The following is a 20,272-nucleotide window of genomic DNA, read 5'->3' as shown; positions in this document are numbered from 1 at the left end:
CCTGCGGTCGCCGGACGGCGACGGACGGTTTGTTCTCCCTTCTTCTTATCGCCCGCCACTCCCTGTGGGCGGGTCCTTGCCCGCATTCTTACGCCATTGCGGCGCGGGGCGCCAGCCCAGCCTGGCGAGTGGGGATTCGCTACCGGATCGCCGCCAGCTCCAGCTGCCCGCAGACCGCCAGCAGCCGATACGCCGCCGCGGTGCGATCGCGCCGGCTGTTGGCCAGGCTCACCTGCGCTGCCAGCAGCTCGCGCTCGGCGTCGAGCAGGTCCAGCGTCGTGCGGCTGCCCACCTGCAGTTCCTTGCGCACGCCGTCGAGCGCGTAGTCCGCCGCCTGCACCTGCGCCTCGTAGGCCGGCACCCGGTCGCGTGCCGCCTGCAATGCTTCCCAGGCCTGGATCACGGACTCATCCACGGCACGCTGGGCGTCGGCCGCCAGCGCGCCAGCCTGCGTTTCGCGCGCCTCGGCTTCGTGCATGCGCGCGCGCAGCCCGCCGCCCTGGTAGAGCGGCACCTGCAGCTTCACCAGCGCCGACCAGCGGTCGATGCGCTCGTAGCCGAAGTCGGTGTTGTCCGCGGTGCTGGCCTGCGCATCCAGCGACAGTTGCGGCATCGCCGCCGCGCGTGCGCCGGCCACGCCGGCCTTGGCGGCGCGCTGCTGCGCCTTGGCCTCGAGCAGCAGCGGCGAGCCGCGCGACTGCTGCAGGGCTTCCGCCAGGGTCGCGGGCAGCGCCGGTTCCGCAGCGGGCTCGGCCAGCGCCTGCGGCGCCGCGCCGACGACACGCTCGAAGCTCGCCGACGAGGCCCGCAGCGCGGCACGGGCGCCGGCCAGCTCGGCCTGAGCGCCAGCCACGCGGGCCTGCGCCTGCGAAACGTCGGTGCGTGTCGCCTCGCCGGCATCGAAACGCTTCTGCGTATCGCTGCCGGCGGTGGTCAGCGCACGCAGGGTGGCCTCGTTGAGATCGATCACCACGCGGTCGCGCGCCACGCCCAGATAAGCGTTCACCGCGGCCAGCAACACCTGCTGCCGCGTGGCCGACCGGCGGCTGCCGGCGCCTTCGGCGTCACTGCTGGCGGCGTCGTAGGCGGCGTCGATACGGCCGCCGGCATAGAGCGGCTGCGTCAGCTGCACGCCGGCGGAGTTGGGAGTGCGCGTGCCGGAGGGCGGGAAGGCCGAATCCACCTGGAAATCGGAGCGGCCGATGTCGGCCGAGATTCCCAGGCTGGGACGGTAGCCGGCGCGCGCCAGGTCCAGCCCGCCCGCCGCCGCGGCGACGTCGGCATCGGCCGCCTGGATGCGCGGGTCGCTGCGCAGGGCCGCCTGCGCCGCCTCATTGAGGGTCAGGGCCTGCGCCGCCGGGGCGGCAAGCAGCAGCACGATCAGGAAGGAAGGCTTCATTGTGGTTCTCCGGACTTCATTCAGCGTTTGATGCGGCAGCCATCGAGGAACAGGCGCACCGCGTGCTGCAGGAATTCGTCCAGGTCCTCACCCTCGGGCATCGGCGGCATGCCGTGCAGGGCGCGGAACATGGGATAGGTACGCACCAGGTTCATGAACTGGATGGCGGACCACTCGGGCTTGGGGCAGTCGAGCGTGCCCGCCTCGTGCTGGCTGCGCAGGTAAGCGGACAGCAGCGCCAGGCCGCGCTTGGGGCCTGCCTCGTAGAAGCGCTCAGCCAGCTCGGGAAAGCGCTCGGCCTCGGCGATCATCGCGCGATGCATGGCGATGCGAACCGGTGCCAGGAACAGCTGCACCACGCGGCGTGCGAACTGCAGCAGCACCTGCTCCACGTCGGCACCCGGCGCGCCGCCTCGGCCCGGAAACTCGGCGCTGTCGATCAGCTGCTGGCACTGGTGCGCGATCATCTCGCCGAACAGGCCTTCCTTGCTGCCGAAGTACTGGTAGACGCTGGCCTTGGAGCCGCCCACCCGCTGTACCACCTCGTCGATGCTGGCCCGGGCAAAGCCCTGCTCCAGGAAGATGTCGCGGGCGGCGTCGATCAGGGCCGCACGGCGCAGCTCGCCGCGGCGGGTCGCCGGGACGGGCGGCGGCGGGGCCTTGGCGGGGCGCGTTTCGGCGATTCGCTGGGGTTTGACTTTCGGCACGGTCGGGCAGAGAATGAACTGTAACGTTCAGTACATTAACACCCTGACCCGCCCCGGACAAGCCCGGAACCCGGCAGGCCGGACACCAAGGAAAGCAACATGACTGCCGAAAAACGCCAGGGCCTGCGCCTGATCATCCTGGGCACGCTGCTGGTTGGCGCCATCGCCCTGGGCGCGCGCTGGTGGTTCCACGGCCGCTTCTTCGAATCCACCGACAACGCCTACGTGCGGGCCGACATCACCGCGATCACGCCGCGCATCAGCGGCGAGATCGTGGAGGTGGCAGTGCGCAACAACCAGACGGTCAGGAAGGGCGACCTGCTGGCGCGCATCGACCCGCGCGACTACGAGGCCAAGCTGGAGAACGCCCGCGCCGCCGTCGCGGTGCGTGAGGCCGCGCTGAAGGCCAACGTCGAGCAGAAGAGCTTCCAGGCCGCGATGATCCGCGAGGCCGAGGCCAATGCCGTGGCTGCCGGTGCCGACCGCCAGCGCCTGGAGAAGGACTGGCAGCGTGCCGACCGCCTGGTGAAGGAGGGCGTGGCCAACCAGGCGCGCCTGGATACCGCCAGCGCCGCCTACAAGTCCGGCAGTGCCCAGGTGGAACGCGCCCAGGCCGGCGTGGCCGCCGCGCGCCAGCAGTCGGCGACGCTGGATGCCGACCGCGCCCGCCAGCAAGCCGAACTGGAAGCCGCGCGCGCCATGCTCAAGCTGGCCGAGATCGACTTTGCCGCCACTGAACTGCGCGCGCCGGTGGACGGCGTGGTGGGCGACCTCGCCGCCCGCGTGGGCGAGCGCGTCAACGCGGGCCTGCGCCTGCTGTCGCTGGTGCCGCTGCAGGCGGTGTTCGTGGAAGCCAACTTCAAGGAAACGCAGCTCACCGGCATGCGCGTGGGCCAGACCGCCGAGATCAAGGTCGACGCCTTCCCCGACAAGCCCCTGACGGCGCGCATCGACAGCGTCTCGCCCGCCAGTGGCGCCGAGTTCGCACTGCTGCCGCCGGACAATGCCACCGGCAACTTCAACAAGATCGTGCAGCGCGTGCCGGTGAAGCTGGTGTTCGACAACGCCGGGGAACTGGCCGGCCTGCTGCGCCCGGGCATGTCGGTGGAAGTGTCGGTGGACACCCGCACCGCCGCGGCACAGTAAAACCGACATCTGCCGCCTGACACCGTGAATACCGTCGCCGACACCCCCGCCCCGCTGCCCGGCAGCTCGGAAGCCCGCGCTCTGGCGCTGCGCGCCTGGATCGGCTTCGTGGCGATGGTGTTCGGCAACTTCATGGCGATCCTGGACATCCAGATCGTCGCCAGCTCGCTGAACCAGATCCAGGCCGGCCTGTCGGCCAGCGCCGAGGAACTGACCTGGGTGCAGACCAGCTACCTGATCGCGGAGGTCATCGCGATCCCGCTGTCAGGCTATCTCTCGCGCCTGCTGTCCACGCGCGTCTATTTCGTGATCAGCGCCGTGGGTTTCACGCTGGCCTCGCTGGCCTGCGCCTTCGCCTGGAACATCGAATCCATGGTGATCTTCCGCGCGCTGCAGGGCTTCCTCGGCGGCGGCATGATCCCCACTACCTTCGCCGCGATGTTCATGGTGTTCCCGCCGGAGAAGCGCACGGTGCCGCTGGTGTCGCTGGGCCTGGTGTCGACGCTGGCGCCGGCCCTGGGCCCGACCATCGGCGGCTACCTGACCGACGCCTTCTCCTGGCACTGGCTGTTCCTGGTGAACCTGATCCCCGGCCTGCTGGTGGCGCTGGTGGTATGGAACCTGGTGGACATCGACAAGCCCGACTGGAGCCTGGCGCGCCGCATCGACTTCATCGGCCTGGGGCTGATGGCGCTGTTCCTCGGCAGCCTGGAATACGTGCTGGACGAGGGCCCGCGCCATGACTGGCTGGAGGACGACACCGTGCGTCCCCTGTTCTTCGTGGCGATCATCGCTGGCGCGATGTTCTTCTGGCGCTCGCTGACGCACAAGGAACCGATCGTGGACCTGCGCGTGTTCCGCAACCGCAACTTCGCCGCGGGCGCGGTGGTCGCCTTCGTGGTCGGCGTGATGCTCTACGGAATCGTGTATCTCGTGCCGCTGTTCTTCGGCACCGTGCGTGGATACAGCTCGCTTCAGATCGGCCACGTGATGATGGTCACCGGCGTCGCCATGTTCCTGACCGCGCCGCTGGCGGGCCAGGCACAGAAGCGGCTGGACCTGCGCATCATGCTGGCCTGGGGCCTGTTCACGGTGGCCCTCGGCACCTGGCTCAACGCCAACCTCACCGCGCAATCCAGCATCGACCAGTTCCTGTGGCCGCAGGTATTGCGCGGCCATGGCTTCATGTTCTGCATGATCTCGATGACCGGCCTGGCGCTGGGCACGCTGCCGCCGGAGGACATCAAGAACGGCAGCGGCCTGTTCAACCTGATGCGCAACCTCGGCGGCGCCATCGGCCTGGCACTGATCAATACGATGCTGTCGCGGCTGCAGTCGATGCACTGGTCGCACCTGGCCGAGACGGTGAACCTGTCGCGCACCCCGGTACGCGAGGCCGCGATCGCCGCCTCCGGCTCGCTGTCGCCGATGCTGGGCAGCGACGCGCAGTCGGCGGCGGTAGGCATCTTCGCCCAGCGTGTCGCACAACAGGCCCTGGTGATGACCTTCAACGATCTGCTGCTGATGCTGTCGATCCTGGTGGCCAGCCTGGCGCTGCTGCTGCCCCTGATCGAGAAGCCGCGTATGCAGCCGGGTGCAGAGGGCGGCGCGCACTGAGACAACCTGCCGCACCGGGCCCTTGCGGGCCCGGCGGGCAGTACGTCTATCTTGTAAAAGAGACAGGCGGTCCCAGTACCCTTTCGCGGTTGCAGCGGCAGAGCCCTACTCGGTTGTCTGCCGAACCTCCTGTGCCGGCGCGGAGCCTTGCGCCTGTAGCCCGAGGTGCACCTGGGCTCATGGGGATATTTTAGGTTTTGGCAGCTTGGAGACCTAACGGAGTTCCGTATTTCTTCGGGCTTGAATGACCTGAATGCGTTCACCCTTCGACAGGCTCAGGGCGAACGGTTGAGCCAACCCTTTGACCTTCCCCCCTCTCGGCACATGCTCCTGCGTTGCCCTACCTCGGGCATCCATGCCCTCTTCCCCAACCCCTCTCCCCGAGGGGAGAGGGGCTTTTGCTTTTTCTTTCCCAAGGCTTTTGCGCTGAATGAGCGTGGCGAATGCTTTTGGTGGTCCGGTTTCCCTTCCAGTAACGTCTGCCTGGGGGTCGAGTGCAGGGTCGAGCCGGACAGGATGTCCGGCCGAGGGGCCTCAGGCCACGGCTATCGTCCCCTGCAGCGTGGAGAGCCCCCACGCAGTGGGGATCTTAGCGTCGCGAGGGGCGAGCAAAAGTTAACCTCCGCATCAAATCTCGCCGAGGGTTCGGAGGCAGCGAACCCGACCCGTCGCACTCGTCCACCAGGCAGGTTGCTTCGCCTCAGCGGGGCCGAGGATGGAGGGTGTCCTTTTTTGGTTACTTTTTCGACAAGGTGTGTAGCGCGACACTTGAAATGGGCCACCGCGACACTTGAAATGGGACACGAATTTTAGCCGCTCGTCACTCAAGACAGCAGGGCCTTTCGAACCGCCGGCAGATCCTGCTTCAAGTAGTCGGTAAGGACCGGTCCCAAAGCCACCGCGGGGCTGAAGCCGATAGACAGCTCGGCGATCGACGCCAGCAACGAGGCGGCCGGGCTATGTCGATCAGCTGCCGCTTGAGCAGCAACCTCCCGAACGAAGCCTTCCACCGGCATGGCTGAAAGAGCCACGACCAGAGCGTGAGGCGTCCAGTCCCTGAACCACTGCAGCCCTTCCGGCTCGGCTACGAACTGAGACGCAGGAAGCACGAATCGAGCTAACGGATCGTTCCGAATCAAGGTCATGCAATCGCAGGCGGCACCAACTGCAATCAACGCCCAGATCTTTCCATCATCTTCTTGGGGGTGACGATCTCGATAGGTGGCCCAGCAGAAGCCGAAGACCGAGAGGTACGCCTCGCGCAGCACAAAATTCTTCTGCTCGCGTCGGACGAGGTGCGTTCGCAGCGTTTGAAGCGGACCGGCGGGGATCGGGGCAGCCATACATCACCTCCTGGGATCGAACTGCCGCTTAGTATCGCCGGATGCGCGAGCGCCCGCACACGTCTACCCCAACTTGGCCCGCTGACCCCTCTGGGCCTCCAGCACTTCAAGCCCTCGCTTCAGGCCCTCCTCGCTGTTCCAAGCCAGGGTGTACCAGTTGGCCTCCCCAGCCGGACCGGAGTGGGTAAAGTCCCAGGCGGCCCTATCGCTGCCGTGGACTACCAGGGCAGCGCGATGGAGCGCCTTGCATCGGGCGTTTCCCCTGTCCTTGAGGTAGGCCTCCATGAACCACTGGTCGAGCCGACCGCCCTTCCACCTTGTCATGTAGGCCGGGTCACCCGGCCCGGCGTGCAGCAACCCAGTCAGTACCTGCAGCAGCTGGCCGATCTCGGTGGCGAGCCGTTGTCGCTCAGCTGGGGTGCGCCTCCCTTTGGCCTCCAGGGCCTCGCGTGCCGTCCAGATGGCCTTGTAGAGGCCATCCATGTCCAGGTCGGCGAAGGGATTGTGGGGCTCCTCACCGTAACGGGGCGGGCGGCGGGGCTGGTTCGTTGTGTCGGTCATCTGGAGGGCACCTGTTGAGGGCAGCCCGATGGCGACGGTTGCGGCCGTCTGCCGATGGGACCACCCGGTTACTTCCTCCAGGCGGCCAGTCTACCCCCGATCCGGCCGGCGCCGCCGAACCGGGGGTCAGCGGGTTACAGCTTTATCATGACGTTCCAGAAGGACGTCGGCTGCATGTTTTCGTGGGGCGTGCCGTTGCCCTCGGTGCTGGTGTACGGCGAGCTGGAATACCCACCTCCGCCGTTCTGGTCCACCGCCTCACCCGGATCCAGGCCCGCCGCGATCCCGTACAGAGCCGCATCCGTGCCGCCCTCGGTACGGGCGCCGTTAATGTGCTTGTGCGGGCCGTTGTTCGCGGCCGTCAGGGCCACCGTCTCGACGCCGTAGGTCGAGCCCAGGGCGCGATCCGTCAGCCCGAGGCCCTGGCCAGCCACCGCGATTGCGCGGCCCAGCTGCTTGGTCAGCGCGATCGGCTTGTTGGCGGCCCAGTCGGCCGCGGCATTGGCGCCGCGGCCGCCGGTGACCGGGGCCTCCGACTGCAGGAAGGTGTTCCAGAGGTGCAGGTACAGGGCGTGCGCCGTGCCGTGAGCCAGCGTGGTCGCACCCGAGGTGGCGCTGCCGATGGTCCCGTCATCCATCAGGACCCAGCCGGGGCTGGCGACGGTGCGGGTGGTGATCTTGGCGTCACCGGTCTCGAAGCCATTGCCCTGGGCCAGTGCGATAACGGCCGCCAGCACCTGGCTGTGGTCGCCCTCGACCAGGGCGATGCCGGCGCCTGTGACCAGGTTCTGCAGCTCCTCCTGCATCATGTTGAACCAGGCCGCACCCGAGATGCTGCGATCCTCCACGCCGGGGATGCCGTTGCTCCATCCGCCGCCCGGCGTAGCGCCCGTTCCAGTGTTCTTCCACATGGCTTTTACTCGTAGTTAAAGAGGATTTCGGTGTGCTCGGGCTGAATCTCGGCCAGGGAGCACTCCAGGAGTTCGCGGCGGGCCGCGGAGGTGCTGGCCGGTGCATGCACGGTCCAGCGGAATTTCCAGTCGATCTCGCCGATGGGATCGCCGCAGCCGTGGATGCCGCAATAGAAGGGCTGGTGCTCCTCGATCTCGATTACCACGCCCATGCCGGCGGCCACGCCGATGAAGTAGCCGCGGGACTGGCCTCCCACCTGCAGGCGCTTGGCGGCGATCGCGGCGCGGCGGTCTGCCAGGCTCTGGGCTTCGGTGATGCAGATGGAAGGCAGGCCCAGCTCGTGTTCCCAGTCTTCCAGCATCTCGTCGGCCGACTCGGGGTGCGCCTCGTCCAGGAGCTTTGTGGCGCGCTCGTAGACACGCTCCAGCTCGTCGCCGGTAGCCAACACCACCTTGCCCAGCCAGGCGTCGCTGGCGCGCGTCCAGGCCGCGCCCTGGGGCAGCAGCTTCGCCAGTTGGCGGGCAACGGTGGCGGCTACAGCCACGTGGGCGCTCCCATCACCGGCAGCTGGCCCGAGGTCGGGGTCACGTTTCCGGCCGGCACCACCAGGTCATGGCTGGTCTCGCCCTCGGCGATCGAGATGGCCTCGCTGAGCTTGGAGTGTGGGATAACCTTGCCCGGCTCGGCGAAGCGGCGCAGCAGATCCTCCAGCTCCGCCAGCACGGCCGCCTTGACCGGCGCCGTGTTCGGCGTCAGCTGGATGCTGAAGTTCACCGGCAGCGGCGTGGGCGCGAAGACGATCACCTCGGCGGTGACCGGGCGACGGGCGTCCAGGTAGGCCTGGACCTCGGCCACCTTGTCCTCGTCGGGGATGATGTCAACCTGGTCATCGAGCACGAAGGTGACGCCGACAGTGCCGGCGCCCAGCCAGCGCGGCCGCACCCAGACGCGGGTGACGCCCGGCACTTCCTTGGCCCAGCGGACGTAGTCAGCGGCAGCGCCGCCCTGCGCGGCCTGGCGCTTGCGCTCCAGAATGCGCTGGCGCCAGCGCTCGACGGCTTCCTGGTCGATGCCGTTGGTGATGCCGCCTGCGGCGACCACCGCGGCCGACACCACGCCTGCAATGGGTGACACCAGGGCCAGGACCACGCCGGCGGCGGCGTTGCCGGCGGCGCCGGTGGTGGTGCAAACCACATCGACCGTGGCAGTGCCGCCGACGATGGTGGCCTCGGCCTGCGCCTGGTACTGCAGGCCATCGGCACGCTGCCACAGGCGGCCGGCCTCGATGACGGCGCCATTGGTGCCCGAGACGGTCAGGTCGCCGCCGGCCTTGCCGCCTTCCAGTCGCGGCACGGCCATCTCGGCGCCGTGGCGGGGCAGCTCGGACTCGTCGGCCGTGGAGGCCAGCAGCTGGCGGGCGGCCCAGTCCAGGTGGCCGTGCAGCTCGTGGGCGGCGCCACTCCAGACGCGCGGCAGGACGCGGACCACGGCGCGGCGCAGGACGGGGCTGACAAACTCCAGGCGCGAGACCAGATCGTTGGTGGTGCGGATGATCAGGGCCGGTAGCGGGGTGCGGGCGAAGGGCATGGTGGGCTCGCTTAGAAGTACGTCACGACTACCACGACACCCGCGCCGCCATTGCCACCGGCACCGGAGGGCGCTGCGGTGTTCGAGTAGCAGGCACCGCCGCCGCCGCCGCCGCCACCAGGGGCTTGACCGTGTCCGCCATTGCCGCCGGCCGCCAGATAGCCGCCACCGCCGCCACCGCCGCCCGCACCAGCGAAGCCTGGCGACGCCGATGCGGCCAAGCTCGAACCAGGAACAGGGGCCAGCCCTGAGGTGGTCCCCGAGCCGACGCCACCGTTAACGGCGGCGCCAAATTTGTTGCCGCCGGCACCGCCAGGGCGGCCGCCGCCGTTGGCGGTGCCGCCAACCTGGCCGCCTCCACCGCCACCAGAGGCGCCGTTGAAGGCCCACGCGCCGTTGCCACCTACAGAGCTGCCGCCACCAGCGTTTGGGCTTCCAGCACCTCCTGCGCCGCCGGTCGGTGCTTGGTTGTTGATGGCGTTGGGTGCTCCGGCGGAGCCGCCATTTCCTCCACTGCCCGGTAGTCCGCCTCCGAAGCTGCCGACACCACCGCCTGCAACCGACGTCGCGCCCGCGCTAAGCAAGCCGCCGCCACCACCGCCTGCAAGTCCACTATTCGTACCAGCGCCACCAGCGCCACCACCGTAGGCCGCGATGTAAGTGCCGAATGACGATACCCCACCAGTGGTGCCTGCGTTTCCAGCTGGCCCCCCAACAGTAACGGGAGCACCGCCTGCGCCAGCTGCCCCAACCGTCACCGCCTCTGTAGCACCAAGTAAAGCGGCGTCGAACGTAGCGCGATGAATGGCCCCACCTCCGCCCCCGCTGCCTCCAGTCCTCGGGCTGGCAACCGGGTCTCCGCCAGAGGTGTAGCCTCCGGAGCCGCCACCTCCACCGCCGCCCACACAGATGACCTCACACACCTTCGCGCCGGCGGGCTTATTCCAAGTGCCGGTGGCATTAAAGACATCCACTTGGCAACCGCCGCTTCCCTTGTCCTGCCAGCCGCGTATACCGCCGCCGTCCGTGCCGTAAACCTTGTTGTTGCCGGGATTGGCAGTGTCGCCTTGCAACTGCAGCGCGCGGTTGGCAGAGAGGTCACCGCCGCCGGAGATCGAGTTTGCGCCAGACACCTCACGGGACTGGGGGGCCTTTGTGGCAATCAACGCGGTGATGGTGGCGGCGAAGTTGGGATCGTCACCCAAGGCCGCAGCCAGCTCGTTCAGGGTGTCGAGGGTGCCCGGCGCTGCGTCGATCAGCTCAGCGAACTTGGCAACGACATAGGCCGTGTTGGCGACGCGATCGGAGTTGTCGGCGGTCGGCGGCGTCGGAGCCGTCGGCTCCTCTGCCAGGATGGGGTTCTCTTCCACCGCGATCATTCGGGTGTTCAGCTTCCCGAAGTTCGTGTTGATCTTCTCGCCACCGGAGCGCAGATCGTCGCCCATGTCGCTGTTCGGCGTGGCGAGGTTGATCAGGTCCATGTCTTTGTCGCTCATCGGGCTTGGTCCCAGGTAAAGAGGGTGCTGTCGAAAGTGATTCGGGTGCTGTCGAAGGACGGCGCGGGAATGCCGAGGAACTGCCCGCAGCCGACCTCACCGCCGATGCCCTGGGGCGCTGGCGTCCAGGCATCGGCGTTGATCGCCGGAACACCGCTGACGCCCTTGGCCTCGCCCGGCGTGGCCTGCGGCTCCGGCTCCCAGGCGTCGGCCTCGATCGCTGCCACGCCGCTGGAGCCGTGGATCTCGCCCGGCTTGCCGGCGGCGCCAGGCGCCCAGCTGGTGGCCACCATCGGCTCGGTGCCGGGCGTGCCCTGGATCTCGCCTGCAGGGCCGGCTGCAGCGGCAGCCCAGCCCGCGGCGACAATCGGGGCCGGGCCGCCGGTGCCGCGGATCTCGCCGGGGGTGCCTTCGGGTTCGGCGAAGGGGTCCGGGGCTGTGGTCGGGGAGTACTCGTAGCGCAGCGTGCGCTGCTGGCCCGTGGGTAGCGTCAGGTAGACCGCCAGCCAGCGCAGGCCAGGCTCGCGGCCGAAGCCCGCCTCCACGCGCATCTGGCTGACCACACGGTCCTCGATCATCCAGGCCAGCGCCTGGCGGGCGTAGATGCGCGAGCGCTCCAGGACTTCCTGGGTCTCCTTCTCGCGCTCCAGCAGCCACAGCAGCGAGCCCATCTCGTCGCCTTCGCGATCGGGGAAGCTGTCACCCCACCAGCCGCGGCGATCATCGCCGGCCGGCAGCTCCACGTCGTCCGGCGCACGGCGGTCGGTGAACAGCGAGATGATGACGGCCGACTCCAGGTCATCGGACATGACCAGGTCGGAGCCGGCCACGCGCAAATCCGCGTGGCCGCGTTCGTTGTCCCAGAAGAGCGCGAGATCCGTCATGACATCGGCGGCGTGGGCACAGGGCTCACACCATGGACGTGGAGGTTGTAGGTCACGCGCATGCCCTGCATCGAGCCGAGCGCATCGGAGACCTGGGTGTCGGAATGGATGTTGCCGCCGGCATGGATGGCACCTGTCACGGCCAGCAGCGGGGTGTTCAAGGTCACCTTTGAAGCACAGTTAAAGACCGCTTCAGGGGCGGTCACATCCACCTTGGAGCCCGCCACCACCTCCACGATCCGGCCGTTGCGGATCACGATGTAGTCGCCCAGGTGGTTGTGCATCGCCGCTTCGCCTTTCTCCAGGCCACCCTTGCGGTGCCGCGCGTCGTCGACCGCCACGGCCACCAGGTGGTTGCGGTTGCCACCCACGGATGCCAGCACCACCTGGGCGCCCGGCAGCGGCACGCTCGTGTAACCGTAGTTCTGATAGCGGATGACGCGATCGCGCACCTCGCGAGGCAGGCCGCTGATCTGCAGCACCTGCAGGCCGCCGGCATCGTCCACCAGGCGGACAATGCCGGTGCCGATCGCCAGCCGAATGCGCCGGGCCAGGGGCTGCAGGAGGCGCGCGATATCGGAGCGCTTCACTGCATCGGCTCCTGGTCGGCTTCCGGCAGCGGGATGCGATCGAACGCGGCCGGCAGCGTGAACGAGACGATCGCGGTTTCCCCGGCCTCGCTCAGCAGGTAGTTGACCGCGGTGATGTACATCTCGGCGTCGATGCGCAGCCATTCGTCCCGCACCAGCACCCGGCGGTTCGGGCGCCACAGACCCTTGGCATGGCGCCAGCCCTTCACGCGGATGGACGCCGTCACGGCCTCACCGGCGCGGACGTTCCGCTCCCAGTCGGCGCGCGCCTGGGCGGTGCCCAGGGCCACGTTGTCCTCTGCCACGATCACCAGCGGGCGGTAGCGCTTCACGCCAGGGTCCTTGGCGATCGCCGCCACCTCCGTGGCGCTGGTGTCGTAGCCGGCTTCCTCGCCCATCGGCTGCTGGCCGACGATGTGGTACTCGCTGTAGCGCTCGCGCTGGCTGCGGCGGCCACTGGCGGAGACCTCGTTTACGCCCAGCTCCAGCGCCGTGGGCGCCCGCTCACTCGATGCGCGGCCGATCACCAGGTTGCCCAGGCCATCGGAGAACAGCAGCACGCCGCGCTGGGTGGCGGCGCGCTGCAGGTTGTCGTTGACGGTCTCGCCTTCCTGGATCTGCCAGGTCGGGAAGACCTCGCCTACGTCGGTCTGTACCAGCACCTTCACGCCGAAGGGCTTGCACAGATCGCGGGCGATCTGCGTCAGGGTCTGGCTCTCCCACTGGCCTCCCTGGTGGATCGCCGAGCAGTCCACCAGGTCGCCCGTGGCGTCCCGGCCGCTGATGTGCAGCCGGCGGCGGCGGGCATCGTGGTCCGGATCCACATCGTCCACCCAGCCGGTGATGACGGTCTCGCCGTCGATCTGCACCTCGCAGCGGTCGCCGTCCGCGATCTTTCGCGGCTCAACCGGCTTGCCGTCCTTGGGCCACTTCTCGGTCACCGTCAGGTCGAAGGTGTTGGCCAGGCAGTCCACCGACACGCGCACGTCGATCTCGGTCCAGCCGCCGTAGCTCATGCCGTTCACCAGCAGCTGCACGTTGCTAGGCATCGAGCGCCTCCAGCGGCACGCCCGAGGGCACGAACAGCGGGTCCTGCAGGCGGTTGCGCTCGGCCAGCTCATCCGCCCGGCTGGCGTCGCCATACAGCGCCCAGGCCAGGCACAGCGACGGCATCGTGTCGGGCAGCTGGATCTTGCGCAGGCGGGCCAGATCGGCGCCGCGGGTGGAGATATCGCGGGCCACCGCGGAACGGGCCGCCACCAGCGCCTGATAGGCCGTGTCGTCGATGTCCTGCTCGCACAGCAGGTCGAACTGCTCGGTCAGAATCTCGCGCACCGCCAGGGCATCGTCCAAGCTCGGGAAGTCGGCCTGGGAGGCCGCACGCGCCGCCTCCAGCGTAGCCAGCTGCTGAACCACCTGGACCAGCGCCGCCTGATTCTGGGCCTCGCGCTGGCGGGTCGGCGTGGTCGCCGGCACCGGGTCCAGGTCATTGCCGAAGCCGAAGATCGCCTGCAGCGCACCCAGGGCCGCGCGCGGCCGGTCGGCCGCCACCACCACCTGGCGCAGTACGTCCTGCACGCGGTCCACCAGCACGGCCGGCGCCAGCACCAGCGACGAGGCCGTGGAACTGATCACGTCCACCGCATCCGCCAGGGCCGGGAACTCGCCCGGCAGCGTGGTGACGGTGGCCACCGCACTCTCCACCGCGGCGGCCACTTCCTGCACGCGGGCCACCGCCGCCTCCACCACGAACTCCGGCTGGCCGCCGACCCCGAACTCCTCCACGAAGGCGTCCGTAGCGGCCTGCTCGGCCGCCTCTACGCTGGTCACCGTCTGGGCCTGGGTGTCGGGCTGCACGCGCGGGTAGATCGCGCCGGTAGCCTTCCAGCACTCGATGCTGAAGGTGGCCATGCCACCTTCCTTGCTGCTCTCGCGGAAGCTGACCTCGCCCACCTGGACGTCCATCTCGCCCAGGTACGGGTGGACCAGCGTGCCGGGGCCGTCGGCCTCCAGAGCCTCCATCAGTGCGTCACGGGCCACCATGTAGTCCGGGCCGATGACGAAGGCCTGGAAGCGCATCATGCGGGCGCGGCGGCCCAGGTCATCGGTCTGCGGGTCGTTGCGCAGCGGGTACTCGGTGATGTCCGCACGGCGGCCGCCAACGTTGTCGGCAGACTCCACCTCGAAGGGCACGCCGCGGAAGGACGCCCGGCGGAGCTGGTCGCGCCAAGCCATCAGTTCGGCAGCCTCATGGGGCCGGAGTACACGTCGATATCGACGTTCGGCTGGTTGATGCCCGGCACCTGTGCCAGGCGCACGCCGCGCTCATCCAGGATCAGCTTGATCGTGCCTTCCAGGCGGGCGGTTTCTTTCGCGTGGGCAGTCAGGCGGGACTGGGCTTCGTCATTGCCGAAGAAGGACAGCAGGCGGTCCACGCTGCGGCCGAACTTGTCGGCGCCGTTGATGAAGGGGTCGGTGTCACCGAAGCGATCGTAGAGCGCGTCGCCGGCCTGGTAGCCGCCGTAAAGGGCCACACCAGCACCTGCGGTCCAGCCAGCGACCTTTGCGTAGCCCATGAGACGCGCCAAGGCCATGCCACCGGCACCAGCACCACCGGCACCGAGGATGCCGCCGCCCGCAGCTGCGGCTGCAGCTGCGCCTGCACTGCCACCACCGGAGCCACCCACCGGCCAATTGGTGACGAAAACCGGAGTGACCCCCGCCATCTCCTGCAGCACCTTGCCCTGGGCCACACCAGCCGCTGTGGTAGCGGCGCCACCGGCGACGCGGCCGAGCGGGCCGAGCTTGCCCAGAGTGGAACGCGCCAGTTCAGCGACAGCGCCGCCGGCCAGGAGGGTTCCGATGCCGTAGCCGACCACTTCACCTTTGCTCATCCCCAGACCACCCTTGCTCTTCGGATCAAGAGAAGTGGAGATCAGGTCTGCAATGGTCTTGTTGATGGGCTTGGTAAAGGTCTCCGACGCATCACGTAGTACCGACTTCAGGCGGTTACCCTGAGACACAGCGTTGTCGAGTGCGGTGGGTAGATCACGGGCGATGGTCCCGCTTGCCCGCTCGATCTCGCGAGCCTTAGAGCGCACGTCCGCCAGAGCGTTGCCATCCAGAAGAGTTCGGAGCCCCTTTATCGTGTCGAGATCGGCCTTGCCAAAGGCTCCGTCGATGAAGCGCGCGCGTGCCTGATCGCTTTCCAGTGCGCGATACCTGGTCGCCATGTCATCCAGCACGTCCAGAGGATTTCGAGCCGATTTGTCGGCGTTCCAGAATGAGACTCCGGTCGCCTTCTGAGCCGCCTTCTTATAGTTCTCGGTCGTAAAGAGCCTGAGGGTGCTATTTGCGAGAGTAGCCAGGCGATCTGGGCTCTTTTCGATCAAAGACAGCTGCTCGATCAGGCCCAGCGTTTCTGTGAAGCTTGCGTTTGCACTTTTGGCATTGACGCCGACCGACGAAAAGATTCCAGCCAGGTCCTCAAGTTCCGCATTACCCAGACGACCGGCTACCGTCATCTGGTCCAGCAGCTCCACCGCCTGTCCGGGCTGGGACAGATCAAACTTGAAAGCTGAAGCTGCGACAGTCAGTCCGCCCGCAAGAACGCGAGCGCCGGAGCCGGTGACTGCCATTGCGTCGTCGATCGCGTCGATCGTGGGCAGCATGCTCCTCCAGGCGAGGCCGGAGGCGAGCAAATCTGCGGACCCATCCTTAAGCTGCTCAATGTCCTCGCCGGTATCCCGCGCCATGCGGAAGATATCTTGGCGTAGTCCAGTCACCTCCTTCCGCGAGGCGCTGGCACTCAGGCCGATCCGGTTGATCGACTGATCCAGGCGGGCAGACTGGACCAGGCTGGCTGCAGCGCCGATGCCGAGGCCCATCTTGGCCAAGTTGCCCGTGACGCCATCGATCGAGCGCTTGACTGAGTCGAACTGGCGCTTGGCGTTGCGGCCGAAGTTGTCCACCTGGCGCCCGCCCACCTGGAGCCCCTGGCCGAGGCCACGGGACTCCAGGAACAACTTCATGGCGATGGTCAGCTCAGTCATCGGCCTTCTGCGTCAAGCGATCGAGGTAGTGGTAGAACTCCGGCAGCGGGATCTTCAGGATCTCGGCACGGCTCCAGCCGGTCTTTGTGGCTAGGAAGAGGACGGCATCCCAGTGCCGGGTTCGCCGCCCTCCGGTGCTTCCCCCTGGGAATCAAGCTCCTTCTGCTTGACGCGGAGCAGCATCAGATCTACCGGTTTGAGCTTGCGCACCTGCTGCAACAGAACCGGGCCGGTGTAGTCGCCGATCGAAACGAACTGGCGGCAGGCCAGCGCGGCGTCGAAGGTCAGCACCTGGTTGGTTTGCGCGTCGGCCTCAGCGTCGAAGAAATCACCTGCCTCCGCCTCACGTAAGACGAAGGTCTTGTGGACCTTGTCGCCGATCTTCAGGCCGTGCTTCCAGGTTCCCTGAACGGTTCGCATGGATCAGGCCTCCTGGGCTTCGTCGCCTTCGAAGGCAAAAGGCACGTTGCCGCTCTGGTCATCCATTTCCGGCGGGTCCATCCAGTCGGAGTGGGCACAGGTGTAGAGCTGGCCGGTGTCCGCCTGGAACAGCACGGTGACGTCCACCAGCCCCTGCAGCTCCTTGAGCTTGATGCCGGACTTCAGCGGGAAGGTGCCCTCCACCCGCGAAGCGGTCTGCTCTTCCTGGTAGCCCGCGCGGCCGTGCGCGGTGAGCACGCTGTTGCGCTTGACGCCGCCCACCATCAGCTTGGCGCCCTTGTTGCTCTCGATGCGGCGGCCGTTAGCGGTGATGATCGCCCGGCCGAGTACTTTGCCTGCCATGTCTTACTCCTGGGTCTTAGGCCTTAGCGGAACTGGATGGACGTGGCCGTCACGCGGAGCTGGTTGACCAGGTCCGGCGGCAGCAGGATGTCCACGCGATCCGAGTCCTCGGTATTGCGCACCACCCGGATGTCCTGAATGAACTGCTCGATGTTCTCGACGATCGCGGCGCGCACCAGGTCGCGGAACAGCGCGACCAGCTCGGCCTTGATGATGCTGGGCGTGGCGATCGCCTGGAGTGGGTCGTAGTCGCCGCCGTCATCGGCCAGCTTGTGACGCGGGAACACCTGGGACAGGCGGGCGCGCACCATGAACCGGATATAGGACAGGGAGCGCATGCGCTCGATGTCGCGGTAGCTGACGTCCGGGATGCCCTGCTCGTTCACTTTGTAGGTGGTGACCAGGCGCTCGATGCGGCACAGGCCGCCGTCATCCACGGTGTAGGTCGCGATGCCATCGCCCAGGTGCAAGTTGCGCTCAGACCAGATGTAGCGGTCCGCCACGCTCGGCGGCAGCACGTCACGCAGCACCAGCGACTGGCGCGGGCGGGCCGGGTCCGGCTCGGCCGCATCGGCCGCCGCCACCTGGGCCGCCAGGATCGGCGCCCAGGTCGGGGACTTCTGTACGCCCATGATCGTGCTGTGGGGGGCGTTGCGGCTGTCGCCCAGCGTGCTGCCGTCCGCGTGCGTGCCGGGCACCGCGCTGATCAGGTGGCCGTCATTGGCGTGCAGGCCGTCCCAGCGCAGGGCCGCTTCGGCTTCCAGCGCCGCCAGGTTGGTGGCGTCGATGTACGGGTGGACGATGGTGGTGTACTGCACCGCGCCGATCGCCGTGAGGGCCGCCGTGACCGCCGGGTTGGTGGTGCCGCCGGTCGGGCAGACGATGGCGATGCCCACGCCGGCCGGCAGGCGGTCGCCCTGGTTGTAGTTGGCGCGCACGTCGATGCTGTTGCCCACCTCGCCCTTGTGACGGGCGGTGATGTCCACCACCGTGGGCGTGCCGCCAGCCACCGCGGCCGTGATCGGCAACTTGGGGTCGGCGGTGATTGCGGCGGCGATTGCGGTCGCGATCTGTGCCGCGGTGGCGGCCTTGGCCACGCCCACCGAGATCTTCTTGCCGGCCACGTACAGCTGCAGCGTGCCGGCGGCGGTCGCCGGGCCGGTCATGGTGATGGTGCCCACGGCGGCCTGACCGGCGCCGTTGTCGTTCAGCGCGACGGCCCACAGCTCGACCGCTTCGGTCTGCCGCAGCCAGTACTCGCACATCTCGGCCAGCATCGAGCCGTAGCCGAAGGCCGCCCAGGCGGTCTCCTTGCGGGTGATGCGGGTGGGCACACCGGCCGCCACCGTGCCAACTGTCAGGCGCTGGCCGATGATCAGCGCGCGCTTGGGCTGGGTGAGCAGACGCGGCTGCGCCTGGCTCTTGTCGAACTCGACGTAGTGGCCGGGTACGCCGATCTGGGCGGGAATCGTGTCGAACGCCATGTGATGGGCTCCTTACTTCTTGGCGGCCGGCTTGGCCGGCTTCTCGGCGCCCTTCGGCGCCTCGGTGGTGATGTCGCCGTCACTCAGGCGGCGAGCCCAGTACGTGTCGGACAGATCGACGTCGCGGCCTTCGGCCGGGAGCTTGTCGCGGGCGATCGGGTCGCGAACGACCGGACGGCAGGGGTAGACGCGGGTGTTCATGAGCCCTCCTGGGCGCGAACTTGGAGCTTGTCGGTGCCCAGGGTCTTGCCACCCACGGGCGCCGGGTCATAGGTCTGATACGACTTGAGGAACTCGCCCAGCTCGGACGTCGTCGGCTTGCGCGGCATGTCGCGCACCAGCTCGAAGGCGATCCGGTAGCTGGTCAGGCCATTGGCGTGCAGGAAGTCGTCATAGATGTTGTCGGTTCGGAGCCACTTCAAAGCCTCCGCATCGGGCACGGCTCGCTCGTCGAAGTAGCCCACCAGGGTGTCCACCAGCTGGTAGGCACCCAGGGCGAGCGCATCACCGCGGCGGCGCTGCTTCTCGTCGTTGCCGGCGCCGGTGAAGACGTAGGCATGGAAGACGCACAGCTCGCAGCCATCGCGCCGCGGGTGCCGCTTGCCGCCCAGGTAGGCCCAGTACACGGCCGGTGCGTTGGTCGCCATCTGGCGCAGGGTCTGCGCGTTCCACTCGCCCGGCAGGTGATCCACCGTCTTCAGCGTCTTGCCGTAGGCCGCGTGGGTGTCCGCGATCAGCGCGTCTTCAATGGAGGCAACGCCCATCAGAAGCCGCTCCACTGGAAGCCGCTGACGCCCTGGCCGTGGCGGATGCCACCACTGGTCGGGGCCGTGGAGCCACCGCCCTCGGCGCCGATCAGCTGGGCCTTGCCGTCGCGGATCTCGCGCAGCCAGGTCATGTCGTCCTTGTAGCGGTTGCGGATCTCTTCGGTGGCGCGGTCATCGTGCAGCAGGTAGCGGCCGATGTTCAGGCAACGGGTACGCAGGCCATTGGCCTCCACCACCTCCGGCGACAGCGGCAGCGTGAAGCGCACGCCCAGGTAGGAATCCATGGTCCGTGATGCCTGTACGAGCGCATCCCCGGCCCTCTCGATCGCAGCCGCTACCGCGGCTTCTTCTTCCGGCGTCGTGGCATCCGGCAGCTCCTCACCCTTGGCCGCCGCCGCGAACAGCGCGGCGGTGACCAGGAAGGGCGCGGCATCGCCGTCGCAGACCCTGGCGGTCTCGACGATGCCGAACGCTTTGATGAGCTGGAGGATGGTGGCGTACATGCACGGTGGTCTGGGTGACTACTTGGCCTTGGTCTTGGCGTCAGCCTTCTTGGCCTTCGCCTTGGTGTCGGCCTTCTTGCCCTTGGGCGCGGCAGCGGTCTGGGTCGGCGCCGGCACGATTGCCGGCGCCTCTCCGGGTGCTTCCTGCTTCGGGCTCTCGGGGTTGTTGGGTCCCTGCTCCGAGCTGCCCTGGCCATCGGCCGGAGCGGCGGCAGCTGCATTGGCTGCCGCCGCCCCGGCGCCGCGGGCACTGCTCGGGCTGGGGTCATCCTTGGCCGCCTTCTTGCTGGCCTTGGGCGCGTCCTCGCTCAACGGAGCGAGTGCGCCCAGGGTCAGCAGGGGATCGGCCTGGGACTGCTCCATCTCAACGGTGGAGTTCTCACCGAACTCCTTGCCGTTGAAGCGGAGCAGCTCCCGCAAGACCTGGTAGCGCGGCATGGC

The 20,272-nt window shown here is 68.1% G+C and carries 22 protein-coding genes; 2 read left to right on the top strand and 20 right to left on the bottom strand.

Annotation, left to right across the window (positions count from 1 at the left end):
• Positions 1-139: 139 nt before the first annotated feature.
• Complete coding sequence (locus tag QT386_RS00610) at positions 140-1,399, bottom strand: TolC family outer membrane protein (protein ID WP_289271788.1); 1,260 nt, start codon at positions 1,397-1,399, stop codon at positions 140-142.
• Between the two features lie 20 nt (positions 1,400-1,419).
• Complete coding sequence (locus QT386_RS00605) at positions 1,420-2,106, bottom strand: TetR/AcrR family transcriptional regulator (RefSeq protein ID WP_289271787.1); 687 nt, start codon at positions 2,104-2,106, stop codon at positions 1,420-1,422.
• A gap of 99 nt (positions 2,107-2,205) precedes the next feature.
• Here QT386_RS00605 and QT386_RS00600 point away from each other — a divergent pair, with 99 nt between their 5' ends.
• On the top strand, positions 2,206-3,252 hold the full coding sequence (locus QT386_RS00600; RefSeq protein ID WP_289271786.1) for an HlyD family secretion protein: 1,047 nt from the start codon (positions 2,206-2,208) through the stop codon (positions 3,250-3,252).
• A 24-nt stretch (positions 3,253-3,276) separates the two neighbouring features.
• A complete protein-coding gene (locus QT386_RS00595) occupies positions 3,277-4,869 on the top strand; it encodes a DHA2 family efflux MFS transporter permease subunit (RefSeq protein ID WP_289271785.1) in 1,593 nt (530 codons plus the stop codon).
• Between the two features lie 824 nt (positions 4,870-5,693).
• On the opposite strand, the gene QT386_RS00590 is transcribed toward QT386_RS00595, so the two are convergent.
• The 18 genes from QT386_RS00590 to QT386_RS00505 form a co-directional block, all read right to left on the bottom strand.
• On the bottom strand, positions 5,694-6,212 hold the full coding sequence (locus tag QT386_RS00590; RefSeq protein ID WP_289271784.1) for a hypothetical protein: 519 nt from the start codon (positions 6,210-6,212) through the stop codon (positions 5,694-5,696).
• 63 nt (positions 6,213-6,275) lie between these two features.
• On the bottom strand, positions 6,276-6,773 hold the full coding sequence (locus QT386_RS00585; protein ID WP_289271783.1) for a hypothetical protein: 498 nt from the start codon (positions 6,771-6,773) through the stop codon (positions 6,276-6,278).
• Positions 6,774-6,907: 134 nt separating this feature from the next.
• Positions 6,908-7,684 (bottom strand): hypothetical protein, encoded by a 777-nt coding sequence (locus QT386_RS00580; RefSeq protein WP_289271782.1) that lies wholly within the window; start codon positions 7,682-7,684, stop codon positions 6,908-6,910.
• A gap of 5 nt (positions 7,685-7,689) precedes the next feature.
• Positions 7,690-8,229 (bottom strand): putative phage tail protein, encoded by a 540-nt coding sequence (locus QT386_RS00575; protein WP_289271781.1) that lies wholly within the window; start codon positions 8,227-8,229, stop codon positions 7,690-7,692.
• Positions 8,220-9,272 carry a baseplate J/gp47 family protein gene (locus tag QT386_RS00570; protein WP_289271780.1) on the bottom strand — a complete coding sequence of 351 codons (1,053 nt, stop codon included), beginning with the start codon at positions 9,270-9,272 and terminating at the stop codon, positions 8,220-8,222. Before QT386_RS00570 ends, QT386_RS00575 begins: the two co-directional genes overlap by 10 nt.
• An 11-nt stretch (positions 9,273-9,283) precedes the next feature.
• The gene (locus QT386_RS00565; RefSeq protein WP_289271779.1) at positions 9,284-10,768 is read right to left on the bottom strand and encodes a hypothetical protein; all 1,485 of its coding nucleotides are present in this window, start codon (positions 10,766-10,768) and stop codon (positions 9,284-9,286) included.
• On the bottom strand, positions 10,765-11,652 hold the full coding sequence (locus QT386_RS00560) for a phage GP46 family protein (RefSeq protein WP_289271778.1): 888 nt from the start codon (positions 11,650-11,652) through the stop codon (positions 10,765-10,767). Before QT386_RS00560 ends, QT386_RS00565 begins: the two co-directional genes overlap by 4 nt.
• Positions 11,649-12,242 (bottom strand): phage baseplate assembly protein V, encoded by a 594-nt coding sequence (locus QT386_RS00555; protein ID WP_289271777.1) that lies wholly within the window; start codon positions 12,240-12,242, stop codon positions 11,649-11,651. Before QT386_RS00555 ends, QT386_RS00560 begins: the two co-directional genes overlap by 4 nt.
• Positions 12,239-13,291 carry a phage baseplate assembly protein gene (locus QT386_RS00550; RefSeq protein ID WP_289271776.1) on the bottom strand — a complete coding sequence of 351 codons (1,053 nt, stop codon included), beginning with the start codon at positions 13,289-13,291 and terminating at the stop codon, positions 12,239-12,241. The genes QT386_RS00555 and QT386_RS00550 overlap by 4 nt, the downstream gene beginning before the upstream one ends.
• Positions 13,284-14,477, bottom strand: a complete 1,194-nt coding sequence (locus tag QT386_RS00545) for a DNA circularization protein (protein WP_289271775.1) — start codon at positions 14,475-14,477, stop codon at positions 13,284-13,286. Before QT386_RS00545 ends, QT386_RS00550 begins: the two co-directional genes overlap by 8 nt.
• Complete coding sequence (locus QT386_RS00540) at positions 14,477-16,294, bottom strand: phage tail tape measure protein (RefSeq protein ID WP_289271774.1); 1,818 nt, start codon at positions 16,292-16,294, stop codon at positions 14,477-14,479. The genes QT386_RS00545 and QT386_RS00540 overlap by 1 nt, the downstream gene beginning before the upstream one ends.
• 90 nt (positions 16,295-16,384) lie before the next feature.
• A complete protein-coding gene (locus QT386_RS00535) occupies positions 16,385-16,714 on the bottom strand; it encodes a phage tail assembly protein (RefSeq protein ID WP_289271773.1) in 330 nt (109 codons plus the stop codon).
• Between the two features lie 3 nt (positions 16,715-16,717).
• Positions 16,718-17,077, bottom strand: coding sequence for a phage tail tube protein (locus QT386_RS00530; protein WP_289271772.1), 360 nt, complete (start codon positions 17,075-17,077; stop codon positions 16,718-16,720).
• A 23-nt stretch (positions 17,078-17,100) separates the two neighbouring features.
• Positions 17,101-18,561 carry a phage tail sheath subtilisin-like domain-containing protein gene (locus QT386_RS00525; RefSeq protein WP_289271771.1) on the bottom strand — a complete coding sequence of 487 codons (1,461 nt, stop codon included), beginning with the start codon at positions 18,559-18,561 and terminating at the stop codon, positions 17,101-17,103.
• A gap of 12 nt (positions 18,562-18,573) precedes the next feature.
• Positions 18,574-18,762: a DUF2635 domain-containing protein gene (locus QT386_RS00520; protein ID WP_289271770.1), complete on the bottom strand. Its 189-nt coding sequence runs from the start codon at positions 18,760-18,762 to the stop codon at positions 18,574-18,576.
• On the bottom strand, positions 18,759-19,325 hold the full coding sequence (locus QT386_RS00515; RefSeq protein ID WP_289271769.1) for a phage protein Gp37: 567 nt from the start codon (positions 19,323-19,325) through the stop codon (positions 18,759-18,761). Before QT386_RS00515 ends, QT386_RS00520 begins: the two co-directional genes overlap by 4 nt.
• Positions 19,325-19,831 carry a DUF1320 domain-containing protein gene (locus QT386_RS00510; RefSeq protein ID WP_289271768.1) on the bottom strand — a complete coding sequence of 169 codons (507 nt, stop codon included), beginning with the start codon at positions 19,829-19,831 and terminating at the stop codon, positions 19,325-19,327. Before QT386_RS00510 ends, QT386_RS00515 begins: the two co-directional genes overlap by 1 nt.
• Positions 19,832-19,849: 18 nt before the next feature.
• Entirely contained in the window at positions 19,850-20,269 is a 420-nt protein-coding gene (locus QT386_RS00505) for a hypothetical protein (RefSeq protein ID WP_289271767.1), read from the bottom strand.
• Positions 20,270-20,272: the final 3 nt, after the last annotated feature.

The organism is Solimonas sp. SE-A11, from assembly GCF_030345715.1.
Lineage (GTDB): Bacteria > Pseudomonadota > Gammaproteobacteria > Nevskiales > Nevskiaceae > Solimonas_A.
This window is presented reverse-complemented; position numbering and strand designations above follow the sequence as displayed.